Source organism: Kribbella sp. VKM Ac-2568 (assembly GCF_004345365.1).
GTDB classification, from domain to species: Bacteria; Actinomycetota; Actinomycetes; order Propionibacteriales; family Kribbellaceae; genus Kribbella; species Kribbella orskensis.
Map to the genome: position 1 here is coordinate 155016 of NZ_SLVF01000001.1, position 17763 is coordinate 172778.

A 17763-nucleotide genomic window follows, 5' to 3' on the forward strand; every position below is an offset into this window, starting at 1 on the left:
CGTTAGGGGACGCGGCCGAAGGCTAGGAAGTGGAGGCAGGCGGACATCTTCAGGGCGTCGGTCTCCAGCAGTCGGGCCAAGAGGATCGCGGGCGGGAGTAGGCGGGAAACTTCTGCGAGGGTGGCGTTGTCGAGGGTGGGGGCTGCTGGACCTTCGACGCCCACTACTGCGATGTCGGCGAGGCCTGCGTTCTCGAATTCCGAGCGCAGTTCCTCCGCATGGTGGAAGTGCGCGTTCGTGAATCCCTCGGGGTCGTCGTAGTTCCGGCCCGTCGCCAGGGCGTCCGTGAACAGGTGGAGGTTGTCCTCGGCGAGCCGGCCGTTGTTGCCGTACTCGAGCAGCCCGGCGTACCGGCTGATGCCTGCGGCAACCACCACCCCACCGGGTCGCGGCTCATCCGTTGCTCGGATTCGTCCCGCTCGATCACGATCACCTCGTCGACGAGATCGCTGAGCACGCGCGCGCCGCGACCAGCCCGGCCATGCTCGCCCCGAGTACCACGGCCCTGCGCAGGATCACTTGGGTGTCGACCGGCGGTTCCGAGGTACTGATCCGGGCGAAGCGTTGGGCAGCAGACAGCGGCATGTTCAGACCCCGGGCGGAAACGACCGACGGCTTCGACTGTAAGTGAGGAGACCTCACTTCGCAGGGCCGTGCGTGGCGGCCTTGATCAGTGGTGGTTGAGGCCGGTGAGCAGGGCTTTGAGGCTTCGGCGGACCGAGGCTTCGAAGGTTTCGGGGGTGAGGGTGGTGCCGGCGCCGGCCACCCGGTCGTACATGAGGCCGTCCATCATCGCGGCGGCCGGCCAGGCGGCTGCTTCCGCGTCGGCGATCCCGAGTGCGGCGAGCATGCCGGCGAGCCCTTCGCGCAACTGCCGGCCGCCCTGGATGATCGCCTCGCGCAACTCCGGCTGACGGCTCGCCTCGAGCGACAACTCGTAGCGCGCGACCAGGTCGTCCGGCCGATCCCGCACCAGCCCGACGACCATCCCCACCAGCAGATCCACGGGATCCGCGTCGGTCCCTGATCGACCCGAGTCGTCCGGACCCGTGCCGGCTGCTCCAGGAGGGGGCTGGGCGGTCAGGTCGCGGGTGAGCATGCGGTTCACGCAGGCGGTCAGGAGGGCCGAGCGGGTGCGGAGGTAGTACGAGGTCGAGCCCGGTGGGAGGCCGGCCTCCGCGTCGACGGCTCGGTGGGTGAGGCCGCGGAGACCGCGAGTGGCCACGAGGTGGATGGCTGCATCGGCGATGGCTGCCTGGCGGTCCTCGCCGAGCGGCACCTTTTTCGTCACAGCGCACACTCTACCCAATCGGCCTCTACAGATGTAGAGTCACTGGCCATGAGGACAGCGATCGTGGTGGGAGCGGGGATCGGTGGGGTGACGGCGGCCGTCGCGCTGGAGCAGTGCGGCTGGCAGGTCACGGTGCTGGAGCGGGCGCCGGAGTTGGGCGAGGTCGGCGCGGGGATCTCGGTGTGGCCGTCGGCCGTCGCCGTGCTGGAAGACCTGGGCGTGCAGGGCGTCGAGAAGGCCGCAGCGACCGGTTCCGCGGCGGGGATGCGGCAGTCGAGCGGACGCTGGCTCGTCGAGGCCGCCGACATCGGAGTGGAGATCCCGGTGATGATCCACCGGGCCCAGTTGCACGACCTGATCACCGCCCGCTTCGGCACCGGCATCACCGTCCGCACCGGCATCACCGTCACCGGCCTCGCCCAGGACGACTCGGGCGTCACGGTCACCGGAACCGGCCTTGACCCGGGTGCCGCGGGCGAGGAGTGCCGTGCCGACCTGGTGATTGCGGCCGACGGGATCCGCAGCATCACCCGCCGTACGCTCCACCCGTCGCACGAGGGACCGCGGTACTCCGGCTACACGGCGTACCGGGGGATCGCAGAGGCGGACATCAGCGATGGCGGTGGCGAGACGTGGGGACGTGGGCAGCGGTTCGGGTTCGCCCGGCTCATCGACGGGCGGATCTACTGGTACGCCACGGCCAACCGCGAAGCCGGCCGAGCGGTCGGTCCGGGCGGGATCCACGACGACGTCACCAAGCTCTTCGGTGACTGGCACGAACCGATCCCGGCCCTGCTCGCCGGGACACCGCCGGAAACCGTTCTGCAGAACGACATCTACGACCTGCCACTGCCGCTGGTCCCGTTCGTCCAGGGCTGCGTGGTCCTGCTCGGCGACGCCGCGCACGCGATGACGCCGAACCTCGGCCGCGGCGCGTGCTCCGCGATCGAGGACGCCGGCGCGCTCGCCAGACAACTCAGGGCGACGGAGGATCTGCCGGCCGCGCTGACGCAGTACGACGCCGAGCGGCGCCCCGCGACGGCCAAGCTCGTCAAGCGGTCCAGGAGCATCGGCACGATCGGTCAGCTCGACAACAGGGTGCTCTGCACGCTCCGCGACGGGCTCTTCGGCGTCGGCGGCAAGGTGGCCGGGTTGCTGGCCAAGCGGCGGCGGGTGGAACAATCCCGGGTGTGATCATCCCTCCGCAGGCTGTCGAGATCCCCGGCGCGAAGCACATCCACTCCGGCAAGGTCCGGGATCTGTACGAGCTGGAGTCGGGCGACCTGCTGATGGTCGCGAGCGACCGGATGAGCGCCTTCGACTGGATCCTGGACACACCGATCCCGGACAAGGGCAAGGTGCTGACCGCGATGAGCCTGTGGTGGTTCGAGCAGCTGGACGTGCCGAACCACATCCTGTCGACCGACGTACCGGCCGAGGTCGCCGGGCGCGCGGTGGTCTGCGAGCGGCTCGACATGTTCCCGGTCGAGTGCGTCGCCCGCGGGTATCTGAGCGGCTCGGGGCTGCTGGACTACAACGCGACCGGCGAGGTCTGCGGGATCCCGCTGCAGGATGGCCTGGTCGAGGGCTCGCGCCTGGACGAGCCGATCTTCACCCCCGCGACGAAGGCCGACCTCGGCGAGCACGACGAGAACGTCTCGTACGACGCTGTGGTCGCCACCGTCGGAGTGGAGACCGCCGAGGCGCTGCGCGGTCTCACCCTCGACATCTACCGCGAGGCGCACGCCCGGGCCGAGCAGCGCGGGATCATCCTGGCCGACACGAAGTTCGAGTTCGGCGCGCGCCCGGACGGCACGATCGTGCTCGCGGACGAGGTGCTGACGCCGGACTCCAGCCGTTTCTGGCCGGCCGACCAGTGGCAGCCGGGCAAGCAGCAGCCGTCGTACGACAAGCAGATCGTGCGCGACTGGCTCCAGTTCGACTCCGGCTGGGACCGCAAGTCCGGCGAGGCCCCGCCGCCCCTGTCGGACGAGGTGATCGCCCGCACCCGCTCGGCATACATCAACGCCTACGAACAACTGACCGGCCAGAAGTACACCGGCTGACCCACCTGAGCTCAGGTGAGCCGTCTTCAGAAGAGGCCGACGCCGAGGGCGAGGGTGATGAAGCGGGCCAGGCGGCCGGCCAGGACGGACAGGGTGAAGGTGACGACGCCCATGCGGCTGGCGCCGGCGATGAGGGCTACGCCGTAGAGCGGGGGGATGCCGACCGAGGAGCTGAGCAGGGTGACCGGGATGCCCCAGCGGCGGTCGCTCAGGGCGTCGAGGAGGCGTTTGCTGAGATCGCGGTTCCACTGCACGAACCGGCCCCAGCGGGTGTCCAGGTTGACCGACTTGGGTTCCTTCCCCTTCTTCGCCGCGTAGCCCGGGCGGTACCGCACAGCCAGGAACATCGCGACCTTCCCGATGGTCTGGCCGACCGACACCCCGACCGCGGCGACCACCGGATCGAGCGCGCCGGAGACGCCCACGCCGAGGACGTACGCCTCCGCGTTCAGCACTGGGATGACGGCAGACCCGATCCCGAAGCCCACCGCCAGCGCGAACTGCCACAACCACATGCCTTGAGGCTATGTGCAGACCGCTTCCGGCTCAGTGATGGCAGCCCCACCTCAGGGAGAAACCCGGGGCCCCTCAACCCCGGGTTCCAGCTCCCTTGACAGTCCCTCGGTTCCTGTGACGCCGTCAAGCGCGGCTACGGAGTCGGACGGAATGCGGCGTCAGGCTTGCAGTACTACCCCCGACCGTGTCCGGCGCAACCGCGTCCGCTCGGCCTCTCCTTCTGGTGGGTGATCCGGTGCAGCGCGCTGTCCAGCCAGCGCAGGTCGGCGTCCAGATGCATGGCCAGGTAGTCCCGCACCAGCCGGGACGACGAGTCGTCGTCCGGTGGCGCGGCCTTCAGTTCGCGGATCCGGCGAAGGTGGCTCGACCGCTGCCTGGCCAGGAACGCGCTCGCGTCCTCGCCGGTGCGGATCGTCGCGACCACCTTGCGGACCAGTTCGTCGACTGCGCTGAGGGCGGGCTGGATCGGCTCGGCGAGCCAGTTGGCCAGGTGCTCGCGGCCCTTCGCGGTGAGCGCGTAGACGGTCCGCTCGGGACCGCCCTCCGAGCCCCGGTCGACCACCTCGACGAGTTCGTCGCGCTCGAGCCGGGCGAGCGTCGTATAGACCTGCCCGAACGCGAGCGGCCGGCTGTCGGGGAACCAGGCGTCATGGCCGCGCTTCACGTCGTACCCGTGAGCCGGCCCGTCGTGGAGCAGTCCCAGAACGAGTTCAGCTGTTGCCATAGGGTGACTATACACACGATGTATGTACTGAGTGAATAATCTGCGATGCGGAGTCTGAGCGCGCGATCGGTAGGATTCAGGCGTCATCCCCGGTCCGAACCAGGAGTTGTAGTGGCTCGCGTTGTCGTCGACGTCATGCTCAAGCCCGAGATCCTCGACCCGCAGGGCAAGGCGGTGCACGGCGCGTTCGGCCGGCTCGGCTTCGACGGCGTGGCCGATGTCCGGCAGGGAAAGCGCTTCGAGATCACCCTGGACGGTGAGGCGACCGAGGAACAGGTCGCCGAGATCCGCAAGGCGGCGGACACGCTGCTGGCCAACCCGGTGATCGAGGACTACACCTTGCACGTCGAGGGTGACCAGTGAAGATCGGGGTCGTCACCTTCCCGGGCTCGCTCGACGATGTGGACGCCCGCCGGGCGGCGACCGTCGCGGGCGCCGAGGCAGTCGCGCTTTGGCACGGCGACGCGGACCTGCACGGGGTCGACGCGGTGGTCCTGCCGGGCGGCTTCTCGTACGGCGACTACCTGCGCGCCGGGGCGATCTCCCGCTTCGCGCCGGTGATGGAGACCATCATCAAGAAGGCCGGTGAAGGCCTGCCGGTGCTCGGCATCTGCAACGGCTTCCAGGTGCTCTGCGAGTCGCACCTGCTGCCGGGCGCGCTGATCAAGAACCACCACCGCAAGTTCATCTGCAAGGACCAGCCGCTGCGGATCGAGAACAACCGCACCGCCTGGACCAGCGACTACGACGCGAACCACGAGATCACCATCGTGCTGAAGAACCAGGACGGCTCGTACGTCGCGGACGAGGCGACGCTGGACCGGCTCGAGGGTGAGGGCCTGGTGGTCGCGCGATACCTGGGCCAGAACCCGAACGGTTCCTACCGGGATATTGCGGGGATCAGCAACGAGCGGGGCAACGTGGTCGGCCTGATGCCGCACCCGGAGCACTGCGTCGAGACCCTGACGGGCCCGAGCACGGACGGCCTCGGCTTCTTCACCTCGGTGCTGAAGGCCGTCGTCGCCTCCTGATGAAGTCTCGGAGGGTGCGGCGGCTCCTGCTCCGCACCCTGTTCGTCGCCGCAACCGTCTTCGTCGGTACCGCGAGCGCGGCCTCGGCTGCGCCCGGTCCCCAGCCGCAGGGTTCGCAGGATCTGCTGGCCAAGGTTGTCGTGATCGGTGTGCCCGGGTTGCGGTGGAGTGATGTTGAGGCTTCGCCGGAGTTGACTGCGTTGGTGAACCAGTCGCATGTCGGGTCGATCACTGTGAAGACGGCCGGGCCGCACACCTGTCCGATCGACGGCTGGCTGACCATCAACGCCGGAACTCGCGCCTGGGGCAGTGTGCCCGACCAGGGCTGCGGTGAACTCCCCGGTGTCGTCGACGGCAAGATTCAGGGCTGGCAGACGTACGTCGACCGCCAGGCCGAGCATCACACCGGCGCCCCGCTCGGGCGGCTCGCGGAGAGCCGTGACCGGATCTGCGGCTTCGGCCCGGGTGCAGCGGTCGCGCTGGCCCGTACAGACGGCACGGTCGCCAACTGGACCCAATCTCTCGACCCTGCGCTGCTCGCGAGCAACGCCTGCGGCGACGCGATCATCGACGCCGGCCCGATGCCACTGCGCGAAGGCCGCGAGGAAGCCAGCAAGAAGGTCGCCGACCTGGTCGCGCAGGCGCGCGCGGCCGACGGTTGGGTCCTGCTTGTCGGCGTCGCCGAGGAGACTGCCAACGCGCACCAGGAACCGCTCGTCGCGATGCAGTTGCCGCCGGACAACGGCCCGCGCTGGCTGACCAGCGACTCCACCCGCAGGCCCGGCCTGATCCAGCTCACCGACGTGACCGCGACGATCCTGCGCGGCGAAGCGATGGAGATCGACCCGGCCGGCGCCGAGCAGCCCGGCCCGCTGGACGGGAACGAGATCCACTTCACCGGCCCTGTGCACACCGATGCCGCCGCGGTGATCGAGAACCGGCTGGAGACCAACGAACGGTTCGAACATCCCCACCCGGTGCTCGGCTGGCTCGCGATCACCTTGCTGGTGGTGCAACTCGCCGCGCTCGGCTGGTTCCTGATCACCCGCAGCCGGCGGGCCCGCAGTACGAGCGTGTTCACGTTGCTGACCCAGGGCGGGTTCTTCATCACGGTGTTCCTGACCACGGTGACGCAGTGGTGGCGCTGGCCGTCACCCGGCCTCTCCCTGTACTTCGTGTCGCTCGCGATCAGCGCGGGATTCGCCGGGCTGGCCTGGGCCGTCCTCAAGGAGTACGCGTACCTCGGGATCCTCGGAGCGGCGTACGTGATCCTGCTGGTCGACGGCGTGCTGGGGACGCCCCTGCAGTTCGGCAGCATGTTCACGGACGGGCCGGTGATCGGCGGGCGGTTCTACGGCTTCGGGAACTCCACCTTCGCCGTACTGGCGGTCGCCGCGCTCGTCATAGCCGGGTGGGCAGCGCAGAAGGTGCTGGACCGCAGCAGAGCCCAGGCGGCGCTCGTAGTACTGGCTGTCGGCGGTCTGGCGATCATCGTCGACGGCAAGCCCGGCTGGGGGACGGACTTCGGCGGCATCATCGCGCTCACCCCGGCCGTGCTGCTGATGGCCTGGCTGACCTGGCGCGGCGGGATCACCTGGAAGGCGTTGCTGGGTATCGGCGCCGCGGGAGTGCTCGCCGTGTCCGCCGTCGCCTTCCTGGACTACCTGCGGCCGGCGGACCAGCGGAGCCACTTCGGCACCTTCGTGGCCCGGCTGCTCGACGGTGACGTGAACGACGTGCTGATCCGGAAGCTGCAGATGTCCCTGGGCTTCTTCGATTCCGTCGCCGGCTGGGCGATGCTCATCGGGGTACTGCTGGCGATGGCCGCGACCGTCTGGCCGGACAAGGTGCCCTCCGAGTCGTACCGCCGCTTCTACGCGAGCAAGCCGATGGTCCGGCCGACCCTGCTGGCCCTCTCCACCTGCGGCCTGATCGGCATGCTCCTCAACGACGCAGGCGTCGTCCTCCCCGCGATCATGGCCGGCTTCGCCCTCCCCCTGCTCGTAGCGCATCTCCTGTCGGTCAACGCCGACCAGCAGCCCGCTACCGTTTCCTCTGAGTCCCACCTAGTTCAGGAGTCATAAAGTGTCGACCGACACCGTCAGCAACGCGACCAGCAGCCCGGACGTCGAGCAGCCGTGGGCGGAGCTCGGGTTGAAGCCGGACGAGTACCAGCGGATCCGCGACATCCTGGACCGGCGGCCGACCAGCTGCGAGCTGGCGATGTACTCGGTGATGTGGAGCGAGCACTGCTCGTACAAGTCGTCCAAGGTGCACCTCAAGCGCTTCGGCGAGATCCCGCAGGAGACCCCGGCCGGCAAGATGCTGGCCGGCATCGGCGAGAACGCCGGCGTGATCGACATCGGTGAGGGCTACGCCGTCACCTTCAAGGTCGAGTCGCACAACCACCCGTCGTACGTCGAGCCGTACCAGGGCGCGGCCACCGGGGTCGGCGGCATCGTCCGCGACATCCTGGCGATGGGTGCCCGCCCGGTCGCGGTGATGGACCCGCTGCGGTTCGGCCCGCTGGACGCCCCGGACACCAAGCGGGTGCTGCCGGGGATCGTGTCCGGCGTCGGCGGCTACGGCAACAGCCTGGGCCTGCCGAACATCGGCGGCGAGGTCGTCTTCGACCCGACGTACCTGGGCAACCCGCTGGTGAACGCGCTCTGCGTCGGCGTGATGCGGCACGAGGACCTGCACCTCGCGAACGCCACCGGCATCGGCAACCAGATCATCCTGTACGGCGCGAAGACCGGTGGTGACGGCATCGGCGGCGTCTCGGTGCTCGCCAGCGAGACCTTCGCCGAGGGTGGCCCGACCAAGCGGCCCGCGGTCCAGGTCGGCGACCCGTTCATGGAGAAGCTGCTGATCGAGTGCACCCTGGAGCTGTTCGCCGCCCGGATCGTCGAGGGCATCCAGGACCTCGGTGGCGCCGGACTGTCCTGCGCGACCTCCGAGCTGGCCAGCGCGGGTGACGGCGGCATGTTCGTCTCGCTCGACAAGGTGCCGCTGCGGGACGCTTCGCTTGCTCCGGAAGAGATTCTGATGAGCGAGTCGCAGGAGCGGATGATGGCCGTCGTCACGCCCGGCAATGTCGAGCAGTTCCTGAAGATCTGTGAGAAGTGGGACGTCCAGGCCGACGTGATCGGCGAGGTCACCGACACCGGCCGGCTGCAGATCGACTGGCACGGCGAGCGGGTGGTCGACGTACCGCCGCGCACCGTCGCGCACGAGGGCCCGGTCTACGAGCGCCCGTACGCGCGGCCGGACTGGCAGGACGAGCTGCAGGCCGACGGTGCCGAGAAGTTGCCCCGGGCAAACACTCCGGAGCAGCTGCGGGACACCCTGCTGAAGCTGATCGCGTCGCCGAACCTGTGCGACAAGTCCTGGGTCACGGACCAGTACGACCGGTACGTGCTCGGCAACTCGGTGCTCGCGCAGCCCGAGGACAGCGGGATGATCCGGGTCGACGAGACCAGCGGCCTCGGCGTCGCGGTCTCCACCGACTGCAACGGCCGCTTCGCGAAGCTCGACCCGTACATCGGCGCCAAGCTCGCGCTGGCCGAGTCCTACCGCAACGTCGCCACCACCGGCGCCCGCCCGGCCGCGGTGACGGACTGCCTGAACTTCGGCTCGCCGGAGGACCCGGGCGTGATGTGGCAGTTCTCCGAGGCCATCCGCGGTCTGGTGGACGGCTGTATCGAGCTGGGGATCCCGGTCACCGGTGGCAACGTGTCGTTCTACAACCAGACCGGCGAGACCCCGATCCTGCCGACTCCCGTGGTCGGCGTACTGGGTGTGATCGACGACGTGACCCGGCGGACCCCGATCGGTTTCACCGCCGAGATGGAGGGCCACCAGCTCTACCTGCTCGGGGAGACCGAAGAGGAGCTGTCCGGCTCGGAGTGGGCGCACGTGATCCACGGTCACCTCGGCGGACGCCCGCCCGCGGTGGACCTGGCGGCCGAGGCCCACCTCGCGGACATCCTGATCAACGCGTCCCGCGACGGCCTGATCGACGCGGCGCACGACGTCAGCGACGGCGGAGTTGCCCAGGTGCTCGTCGAGTCCGCCCTGCGCGGTGGCACCGGCGCCCGGGTGTGGGCCCCTGACGGCCTGGACCCGTTCCTCTTCCTGTTCGCGGAGTCGGCCGGCCGCGCGGTGGTCGCCGTACCGCGGACCGAGGAGGTCCGGTTCACCGACATGTGCACCGCGCGCCGTTTCCCGCACACCAAGATCGGCGTCGTCACGGGCGAGTCCCTCGACGTCCAGGACCAGTTCGAGATCCCGCTGGCGGAGCTCCGCAGCAACTGGACCGCGACCCTTCCCAACGCCCTCGGCTGACGTGAGCCGCGAGCTGGACTGGGACGGCGCGGTCAACGCGCGGGACCTCGGCGGACTGCCGGCTGGATCGGGAACGATCCAGCCGGGCCGGATCTATCGCTCGGCCCGGCCGGACCTGCTGACCGAGACCGGCTGGCAGCAGTTGGCGGACGCCGGTGTCGGCACGGTCATCGACCTGCGCAACGACTACGAGCGGCTCGAGGTGCGGGTGCTCGACGTCGTGCACCACCATCCCGTCGAGGACCAGCAGGACGAGGAGTTCATGGCGGTGTGGGGCGAGCGGCTCGACACCCCCGAGTACTACGGCGAAGCGCTGCGCCGCTGGCCGGGACTGATCACCTCGGTGTTCGCGCGGATCGCGGATGCCCCGCCGGGCGGCGTACTCGTGCACTGCAAGGCCGGCAAGGACCGGACCGGGATGATCATCGCGATGCTGCTGTCCCTGGTGAGGACCCCGGTCGCGGATATCCTCGACGACTACGAGCTCGGCCTGCGCACGATGAACGCGTACTACGAGGTGGCTCCCGAGGCGGACGAGCAGCCGCTCAGCCCTGAGGCGCTCGAGGCGCATTGTGCGCACGCCTGCCTCGCGATGGTCGCGTTTCTCGGCTCCGTCGACATCGCCGCCTACCTCACGTCGAGCGGGCTGACCTTCGAGCAGCTCGACCGGTTGCGGGACCGTCTCGTCGCACCCTGACTCCCGCACCGGTTGGGTGTTGCCCCTGCGGCTGGCACACTCGGGAAGGACGGAGTGGGGTGTGAGCGATGACCGATCGGTACAAGGGTCGGCCGAGAGCTGATCTGGCGAACCTGGCCGGGATGGCCGCGGCTGCGAGCCAGGAGGCGCGGGTCGTCGCAGCGCGTCGCCGGATGCTGACGGTCCGGCTCACCGACGAGGAACGCCGGATCAGCATCGACGAACTCTCCGAGCAGTTCGCGATCGGCCGCCTCGACGAGGCTGAGCTGCACCGCCGCGTCGACCTGGTCAACGAAGCCGTCACGCATGCCGATCTCCAGCCCGCCTTCGAAGGTCTGCCGCTGCCGTCGCTCTACACCCCGAAGCCGCGTCAGCCCGGCCGCTGGCGCTGGGCCGCCTTCGCGGGTGCCGTCTGGCTGGCGCTCCCGTTCTTCCTGACCGGGCTGGTCTTCCTGGTCTTCGGCCGCGAGATCGCCGCCGCCATCTTCGGCCTGCCGTCCCTGGCCTGGGTCTTCTTCACCTACCGCTGGGCCTCCCGTCCTCGCCGCCAGAACCCCCAGAACCCACCCCGCCGCTGACCCACCCAACTCCCGCCGACCGTTGAGTCGACGGGCCTTCATTTCACCCTGCTACTGGTCCACTCCGGGTTGCGATCAGCTCCAGGTTCCCCATCAGCTCGGTGACATAGCCTCCGGGTATGACGGTGTTGCGGTCGGTCGCGTTGTTCGGAGTGGCTGCGGTGGCGGAGATCGGTGGGGCGTGGCTGGTGTGGCAGGGGGTGCGGGAGCACCGCGGGGTGTTGTGGATGCTCGGCGGGATCGTTGCTCTCGGCGCCTACGGGTTCGTCGCCACGCTGCAGCCGGACCCGAACTTCGGGCGCATCCTCGCGGCGTACGGCGGGGTCTTCGTGGCGAGTTCGCTCGCCTGGGGCGTGGTGGCCGACGGGTTCAGGCCGGACCGCTGGGACCTCGCCGGGGCGCTGGTCTGTCTCGTCGGCGTGGGCCTGATCATGTACGCGCCCCGCGGCTGAAATAGCCTGACACCGTGCCGACCCCACCGCACCACCCCGGTCAGGGGAATCCCCCGCAGCGCCTCGCCGTGCCTACCGACGCACCGGCGATCGCCGAACTGATGCGGGCCTCCGTGCTCGACCTGTTCCCGGCGTACTACGACGCGCCGCAGACGGCGAGTGCCTCGGTGCACATTGCGGCGCTCGACCTGGCCTTGATCCAGGACGGCACGTACTACGTGCACGAGGCCGGCGGGGAGATCGTGGCCTGCGGCGGGTGGAGCCGACGGAACAAGCTCTTCAACGGCACGGATGCCGGCGCCGACGAGAGGCTGCTCGACCCGGCGACGGAGCCGGCCCGGATCCGCGCGATGTTCGTCCGCGCCGACTGGACCCGGCGCGGCCTCGGCCGGGCGATCCTGACCTCCTGCGTGGACGCCGCCCGGGTCGAGGGCTTCACCCGCCTCGCGCTGATGGCGACGCTGCCCGGAGTACCGCTGTACAAGGCGTTCGGCTTCACTGAGGTCGAGCACGCCCAACTGACCCTGCCCGACGGCGTGGTACTCGGCGCCGTGGCGATGGAACGCGACGTCGACAGCTTCTGAATCGGAGAGACGAATGACCGCAGGCACCACCGTTCTGGCCCCCGACGGCACCGAGGTCGTGCTCGGCGAGATCGGCACCCGAGTACTGCTGGAGAACTCCCGCGTCCGGGTCTGGGAGGTCGCCCTCGAAGGCGGCGAGGCGCAGGGCTGGCACCTGCACCACAACCCGTACGTCGTGCTGTGCCTGGCGACGTCTCCCTGCCACATGGACTGGCTCGACCAAAGCCCCGCCCGCCAGCTGAGCGAGACGATCGGCGGCTCGGTCTACCGCCCGGTCTCCCCGATCCACATGCTCACCAACGACGGCGACGCCCCATACCTCAACCGCCTGATCGAGCTTCTCGACCTCGGCGAAGAGGCTTCGGGCGCGCCGTACGAAGTTGCCGAAGGCATCGAACAGGGCAGCGCCTTCGAAGGCGTCGGCGAAGTCCCCACGAAGGTCGTCATAGACGACCCCGACGTCCGCGTCCAGCACGTCACGCCCGACGCCGGCGAGTCCTACACCTGGCGGACCGGCGCCTACCCAGCCCTGGTGGTAGACCTCGACCGCACCACCCCCACGGTCACCTACCTCCAGCCAGGCGAGACCTATACGCTGCCCGCGAAGCCCGAACGCACCAACGGCTTCAACCTCGTAGAGCTCCGCTACTACGCCGCTGGCTGAGCGTCAGAGCTCGGCTTGTAGGAGTGCCCGGACGTCAGCGGCGCTGGGGAGCGACAGGGCCTTGGCGGCGACGGCAGCGGCGGCGGTCAGGTCGGTCTGGCGGAGGCGGGCCTTGACGAGTGGGACCTGAGGGCCGACCGCGCTCAGTTCGTGAACGCCCAGGGCGGCCAGGAGCGCGGCGGCATCGGGGTCGCTGGCGAGGTCCCCGCAGACGGCGACCTCGACGCCGGCGGGCACTCCACGGACCACGCGGTCGATCAACTGCAGGACCGCTGGGTCGAGGGCGTCGGCCAGCGCCGCGACGTTGGTGTTGCCGCGGTCCGAAGCAGTTGTGTACTGCGTGAGGTCGTTCGTCCCGATGCTGACGAAATCCAGGCCGTCGGCGAGGCTGGCGATCCGCAAGGCTGCCGCCGGGACCTCGACCATGATGCCGACCTTGACGCCCCACGAGTGGGTGCCGATCGCGCCGAGTTGCTCGAGCGCCCAGGCGACCTCCTCGGCCGTCGTGACCATCGGGAACATCACCTGCACCTGCGTCTCCGTCGCCACCTGGCAGATCGCCTTCAGCTGGTCGCGCAGCAGCTCGGGTCGGCGCCGGAACACCCGGATCCCGCGCTCGCCGAGGAACGGGTTCGCCTCGCGCTCCTGCGGCAGGAACGGCAGCGGTTTGTCCCCACCGATGTCCCAGGTCCTGATGGTGATTGGCTTCCCGCCGAGCGCCCCCGCAACCGCGCGGAACACCTGGGCCTGCTCCTCAACGGTCGGTGGTTGCCGCCAGTTGCCGAAGAGCACCTCGGTCCGCACCAACCCGGACCCGTCGGCCCCGCGCGCATCCACCGCGTCCTGGACCGACCCGACGTTCGCCAGTACCGCGATCGTCTGGCCGTCCACCGTCACCGCGGGCTGATCCGCGTCGGCCAGAGCCGCTGCCCGTTCCGCGGTCCGCGTCCCGATCGCAGCACGGAAGGCTGCTTCGTCCGGCTGGACCACGAACGACCCGTCGCGCGCGTCGAAGCCGACCAGTACGCCGTCCGCCACCGCCACGTCGCCGATCCCCGTGACCAGCGGAATCCCGCGCGACCGCGCCACGATGACGCCGTGCCCGGTCGTCCCCGCGGCCCGCACGGCGATGCCCGCGACCCGCCCCGCATCCACCCCGGCCGCGGTCGCCGCATCAAGCTCCGGTACTACGAGAATCCCGCCTTCGGGATACCCCGCCACGTCCAGTGGGTCCACAGCCGGTACTGCGGTGCCGCGGGTGAGGGCTCGCAGTACTCGGTCTCGGACGCTGCGGACGTCCTGCGCGCGTTCTCGCTGGTAGGCGTCGTCGAGCCCTTCGAAGGTGGTCGCGAGCTCGTCGAACGCGTTGTGCCAGGCGTCGGGCGCGCTCGATCCGTCGGTGATCGCCTGGGAGATCAGCTTCAGCTGGGTGGGGTCGTCGAGCAGCGAGAGTTGTGCCTCGAAGATCGCAGCCTCGGCCGCTCCGACTCGCTGGGCAGTGTCGTCGCGCAGCCGGGCCAACCCGGCACTGGCCGCCGCCCGCGCCTCGTCCGAACGCTTCTGCTCATCTGCCGAGCGCACGTAGCTGCTCAGGTCGACCGAGGCATCCACAACCACCGCCGGTCCGATCGCCACATCCAGCCCAGACCCACCCGCACTCGGGGGCGTTGTCTGGCTCTCGGTCTCAGCAACTGGCTGGGCTGGTGCATCGTCGAAGGCCCGGTCTGCCAGTGCGCTGATCGCCTGGAGTGCCGCATCAGCGTCCGGACCGGAGGCGCCGACCCGGAGCCGATGACCCTGCTGGACGTTGAGTGTGGCCACCATGCTCAAACTGCCCGCGTCGACCGGACCGCGTCCGGTGTCGAGATCGGTCAACGTCACGGCCGCGTCGAACCCGTTGACCAGGGCAACCAGCTTCGCGGCCGGTCGCGCGTGTAATCCATGCTCGTTGCTGACCGCGATCTCCATGGCGGCGCTCTCGGCGGCAACCGGCGCCGATTCGACCACGGCTGGGCTGTCTCCGAGGTGATCCTGTTTACCGGCCAGGCCGCGCGATGCCTCGGTGATCACCGCGTCCAGCGATGCGCCGGTCGACGCGGTCACGACAGCCGCGACAAGACCTTCAACCAACGGCGCGCTGGAGAGTTTCACCCGCTCGGCGATCTCGGGATCGACGAATTCCAGGGCCAGCTCGGCGCTGAGGATCGCGCTGCCGAGGTCGAGCAGCACGAGCACGCCGTCCGGGCTGTCAGCTGTCCCGATCGCCTCCGCGACGGCTGCCGCGTCGGTGCCGAAGGTCGTCTCGTCCAGCCCGGCGGCGACCGCGATGACCGGACGGTCGCCCTCGGCAACCATCTCCGAAGCCAGCCCGACCGCAGCCTCCGCCAGCGCGCGGCTGTGCGACACCACCACGATCCCGATCACGGGACCACCACGATCCCGATCACGGGACCACCACCAACCGAGCTGAGCTCATGCCAGTGTGCGTGCTGCCGACTCCAGCAGGAGGGTGGTGCTCGTCGCGCCCGGGTCCTGGTGGCCGGCGCTCCGCTCACCGAGGTAGCTCGCCCGGCCCTTGCGAGCCACCAGCGGTATCGTCGCGTCCCGCCCCTTGGCAGCCGCCTCGGCCGCGGCCGCGAGCGCCCCACCCAGGTCGGAACCACCCGCCACCGCCCCGTCGTACGCCTCGAGCGCGGGCGCCCAGGCGTCGTACATGGTCTTGTCGCCGAGCTCGGGTTTGCCGCGCGTGAGGATGCCGCCGATGCCGGCCTTCAACGCCGCCCCGACCGAGGCCGGCGTGATCTCCGCGCCCGCCAGCGCGGTCCCGAAGCGCAGGAAGAAGGTGCCGTACAGCGGCCCGCTCGCGCCGCCGACCTTGCTGACCAGCGTCATCCCGGCCTTCTTCAGCAGTTCGTCGACGCTCTCGAACGTGGTCTCGTCGAGCACCGCGACGATCGCCGTGAAACCACGGTCCATGTTGGTGCCGTGGTCGGCGTCGCCGATCGCCGAGTCGAGCTCGGTCAGGTACGCGGCGTTCTCGTGCAGCGTGACCGCCAGGTCCCGCAGCCAGTTCGCGAAGTCTTCGACGGTCTTCTGCTCACCCATGCTCACGCTCGCCAGCGTAGGCCGGGGGTGTTCACCGGCGCGTCCCAGAGACGTACCAGTTCGTCGTCCACCTTCAGCAGCGTGACCGAGCAGCCGGCCATCTCCAGCGAGGTGATGTAGTTGCCGACCAGCGAGCGGGCCACCGTGATCCCGGCCCGGTCGAGCAGTTGCCGGACCTCGTTGTACATCAGGTACAGCTCGATCAGCGGCGTGCCGCCCATCCCGTTCATGAAGGCGATCACCGTGTCGCCCTGCTGGTACGGCAGATCGCCGACCACCGGGTCGACCAGCAGCGCGGCGATGTCCTTGGCCGGTGCCAGCGGCAACCGTTGCCGGCCGGGCTCGCCGTGGATGCCGATGCCGACCTCCATCTCGTTCTCGGCCAGCTCGAACGTCGGCTTGCCCGCGGCGGGCACGGTGCAGGAGGTGAGCGCCATGCCCATGCTGCGGCCGTTGTCGTTGATCCGCTTGGCGAGGTCGGCGATCTCCTGCAGCGGGCGGCCCTCCTCGGCGGCGGCGCCGACGAGCTTCTCCAGCAGCACGGTCACGCCGACCCCCCGGCGGCCCGCGGTGTAGAGGCTGTCCTGGACGGCCACGTCGTCGTCGGTGACGACCGACAGCACCTCGGTACCGGCCTCGGCGGCGGCCAGTTCGGCGGCCATCTCGAAGTTCATCACGTCGCCGGTGTAGTTCTTCACGATGTGCAGCACGCCGGCGCCGGCGTCGACCTCCTTGGTCGCGGCCATCATCTGGTCCGGCACCGGTGAGGTGAACACCTCGCCCGCGCAGGCGGCGTCGAGCATGCCGAGCCCGACGAACCCGCCGTGCATCGGCTCGTGGCCGGACCCGCCACCGGAGATCAGACCGACCTTGCCGGCCTTGGGTGCGTCCTTGCGGTAGACGATCCGGTTCTCGTGATCGACCCGGATGTGGTCCGGGTGCGCCGCCTCCATCCCACGCAGCGCTTCACTCACAACATCGGCAGGGTCGTTGATGAGCTTCTTCATGAAGCCCATCTGAGCACACCGAACGCCGCTGCGGGAGCCCCCCAGGCGTTCCGGTCAGCCCACCGGGCGCTCGGCGACCTCGGCCGGCCGCGACAGCCGGAGGGTCAGTCCTTCGGGCGGAGGAGGGGCCGCACGACCTCGCGGGCGTCGTGGATGCGGGACTTGATGGTGCCGAGCGGGGCTCCCACCAGGGCGGCGATCTCCTCGTAGGACAGGCCGTACACATCCCGCAGTACCAGCGGGGTGACCATCTGGGGGCGGTCGCGTTCGAGGATCTCCAGGGCTTCCAGCAGGTCCAGGCGGGTGCCGGCGATGACGCTGGTGGTCCGCGGGTCCGGCCGGTCCATCTGGTCGGGGTTGTGCGCCGCCTGGGCGGTCCGCTTGAGCTTGCGGTACGTCGAGCGGGCCGAGTTCGCCGCGACCGAGTGCACCCAGGTCGAGAAGCTGCTCCGGCCGGAGTACGTGTGGATCTTGGTGGCGATGTTCAGCAGCGCTTCCTGGGCCGCGTCCTCGGCGTCCGCGGAGTACGGCAGGACACTGCGGCAGATCCGCAGCACGCGGGGGTGGACCAGCCTGAGCAGGTCGTCCATCGCGTTCTTGTCACCCCCGGCGGCGCGCTCGGCAAGTTCTCCGAGATCGTCGGTCGGGCTGCTGCTCTCGCTCATCTGCGCCTTCGTTGTCATCGGTCCGCCGGGCGTGGG

The 17763-nt window shown here is 69.7% G+C and carries 19 protein-coding genes and 1 pseudogene; 11 read left to right on the plus strand and 9 right to left on the minus strand.

The features are described 5' to 3' along the window. Window positions 1-2: 2 nt before the first annotated feature. Together EV648_RS00715 and EV648_RS00720 are read right to left on the minus strand one after the other, a co-directional pair. Window positions 3-374, minus strand: coding sequence for a hypothetical protein (locus tag EV648_RS00715; RefSeq protein ID WP_132284004.1), 372 nt, complete (start codon window positions 372-374; stop codon window positions 3-5). 296 nt (window positions 375-670) lie between these two features. Continuing rightward, on the minus strand, window positions 671-1291 hold the full coding sequence (locus tag EV648_RS00720) for a TetR/AcrR family transcriptional regulator (protein ID WP_132284006.1): 621 nt from the start codon (window positions 1289-1291) through the stop codon (window positions 671-673). 48 nt (window positions 1292-1339) lie between these two features. Here EV648_RS00720 and EV648_RS00725 point away from each other — a divergent pair, with 48 nt between their 5' ends. Then, window positions 1340-2485: an FAD-dependent monooxygenase gene (locus tag EV648_RS00725; RefSeq protein WP_132284008.1), complete on the plus strand. Its 1146-nt coding sequence runs from the start codon at window positions 1340-1342 to the stop codon at window positions 2483-2485. Further along, complete coding sequence (locus EV648_RS00730) at window positions 2482-3357, plus strand: phosphoribosylaminoimidazolesuccinocarboxamide synthase (protein WP_132284010.1); 876 nt, start codon at window positions 2482-2484, stop codon at window positions 3355-3357. Before EV648_RS00725 ends, EV648_RS00730 begins: the two co-directional genes overlap by 4 nt. Before the next feature lie 26 nt (window positions 3358-3383). Here the strand turns inward: EV648_RS00730 and EV648_RS00735 are convergent, their stop codons facing one another. Beyond that, complete coding sequence (locus tag EV648_RS00735) at window positions 3384-3872, minus strand: hypothetical protein (RefSeq protein ID WP_132284012.1); 489 nt, start codon at window positions 3870-3872, stop codon at window positions 3384-3386. 173 nt (window positions 3873-4045) lie between these two features. Next, window positions 4046-4597 (minus strand): PadR family transcriptional regulator, encoded by a 552-nt coding sequence (locus EV648_RS00740; protein WP_132284014.1) that lies wholly within the window; start codon window positions 4595-4597, stop codon window positions 4046-4048. 111 nt (window positions 4598-4708) lie between these two features. On the opposite strand from EV648_RS00740, the gene purS reads away from it, so the two are divergent. The 9 genes from purS (at window position 4709) to EV648_RS00785 (ending at window position 12950) form a co-directional block, all read left to right on the plus strand. Next, window positions 4709-4960 (plus strand): phosphoribosylformylglycinamidine synthase subunit PurS, encoded by a 252-nt coding sequence (purS, locus tag EV648_RS00745; RefSeq protein WP_132191907.1) that lies wholly within the window; start codon window positions 4709-4711, stop codon window positions 4958-4960. Next, on the plus strand, window positions 4957-5628 hold the full coding sequence (gene purQ / locus EV648_RS00750; RefSeq protein ID WP_132284015.1) for a phosphoribosylformylglycinamidine synthase subunit PurQ: 672 nt from the start codon (window positions 4957-4959) through the stop codon (window positions 5626-5628). Before purS ends, purQ begins: the two co-directional genes overlap by 4 nt. 14 nt (window positions 5629-5642) lie before the next feature. Continuing rightward, complete coding sequence (locus EV648_RS00755) at window positions 5643-7712, plus strand: hypothetical protein (protein WP_241994792.1); 2070 nt, start codon at window positions 5643-5645, stop codon at window positions 7710-7712. Between the two features lies 1 nt (window position 7713). After that, on the plus strand, window positions 7714-9975 hold the full coding sequence (gene purL, locus EV648_RS00760) for a phosphoribosylformylglycinamidine synthase subunit PurL (RefSeq protein WP_132284018.1): 2262 nt from the start codon (window positions 7714-7716) through the stop codon (window positions 9973-9975). Window position 9976: 1 nt separating this feature from the next. Then, the gene (locus tag EV648_RS00765) at window positions 9977-10672 is read left to right on the plus strand and encodes a tyrosine-protein phosphatase (protein WP_132284020.1); all 696 of its coding nucleotides are present in this window, start codon (window positions 9977-9979) and stop codon (window positions 10670-10672) included. A gap of 68 nt (window positions 10673-10740) precedes the next feature. Beyond that, the gene (locus tag EV648_RS00770) at window positions 10741-11250 is read left to right on the plus strand and encodes a DUF1707 domain-containing protein (protein WP_132284022.1); all 510 of its coding nucleotides are present in this window, start codon (window positions 10741-10743) and stop codon (window positions 11248-11250) included. Window positions 11251-11369: 119 nt separating this feature from the next. Beyond that, window positions 11370-11702 (plus strand): YnfA family protein, encoded by a 333-nt coding sequence (locus EV648_RS00775; RefSeq protein WP_132284024.1) that lies wholly within the window; start codon window positions 11370-11372, stop codon window positions 11700-11702. A 14-nt stretch (window positions 11703-11716) separates the two neighbouring features. Continuing rightward, window positions 11717-12286, plus strand: coding sequence for a GNAT family N-acetyltransferase (locus EV648_RS00780; protein WP_241994793.1), 570 nt, complete (start codon window positions 11717-11719; stop codon window positions 12284-12286). A 13-nt stretch (window positions 12287-12299) separates the two neighbouring features. Continuing rightward, entirely contained in the window at window positions 12300-12950 is a 651-nt protein-coding gene (locus tag EV648_RS00785) for a hypothetical protein (RefSeq protein WP_132284026.1), read from the plus strand. Between the two features lie 3 nt (window positions 12951-12953). Here the strand turns inward: EV648_RS00785 and ptsP are convergent, their stop codons facing one another. The 5 genes and pseudogenes from ptsP to EV648_RS00805 form a co-directional block, all read right to left on the minus strand. After that, window positions 12954-14918: a phosphoenolpyruvate--protein phosphotransferase gene (ptsP, locus tag EV648_RS00790; protein WP_370452691.1), complete on the minus strand. Its 1965-nt coding sequence runs from the start codon at window positions 14916-14918 to the stop codon at window positions 12954-12956. A 45-nt stretch (window positions 14919-14963) separates the two neighbouring features. Then, window positions 14964-15374 (minus strand): annotated as a pseudogene (dhaM, locus tag EV648_RS45005) (dihydroxyacetone kinase phosphoryl donor subunit DhaM); the annotation flags it as partial. A 48-nt stretch (window positions 15375-15422) separates the two neighbouring features. Next, window positions 15423-16055: a dihydroxyacetone kinase subunit DhaL gene (gene dhaL / locus EV648_RS00795; RefSeq protein WP_132285010.1), complete on the minus strand. Its 633-nt coding sequence runs from the start codon at window positions 16053-16055 to the stop codon at window positions 15423-15425. 2 nt (window positions 16056-16057) lie between these two features. Further along, window positions 16058-17062 (minus strand): dihydroxyacetone kinase subunit DhaK, encoded by a 1005-nt coding sequence (dhaK, locus tag EV648_RS00800; protein ID WP_132284030.1) that lies wholly within the window; start codon window positions 17060-17062, stop codon window positions 16058-16060. 104 nt (window positions 17063-17166) lie between these two features. Beyond that, window positions 17167-17727, minus strand: a complete 561-nt coding sequence (locus EV648_RS00805) for an RNA polymerase sigma factor (RefSeq protein ID WP_132284032.1) — start codon at window positions 17725-17727, stop codon at window positions 17167-17169. Window positions 17728-17763 lie beyond the last annotated feature (36 nt).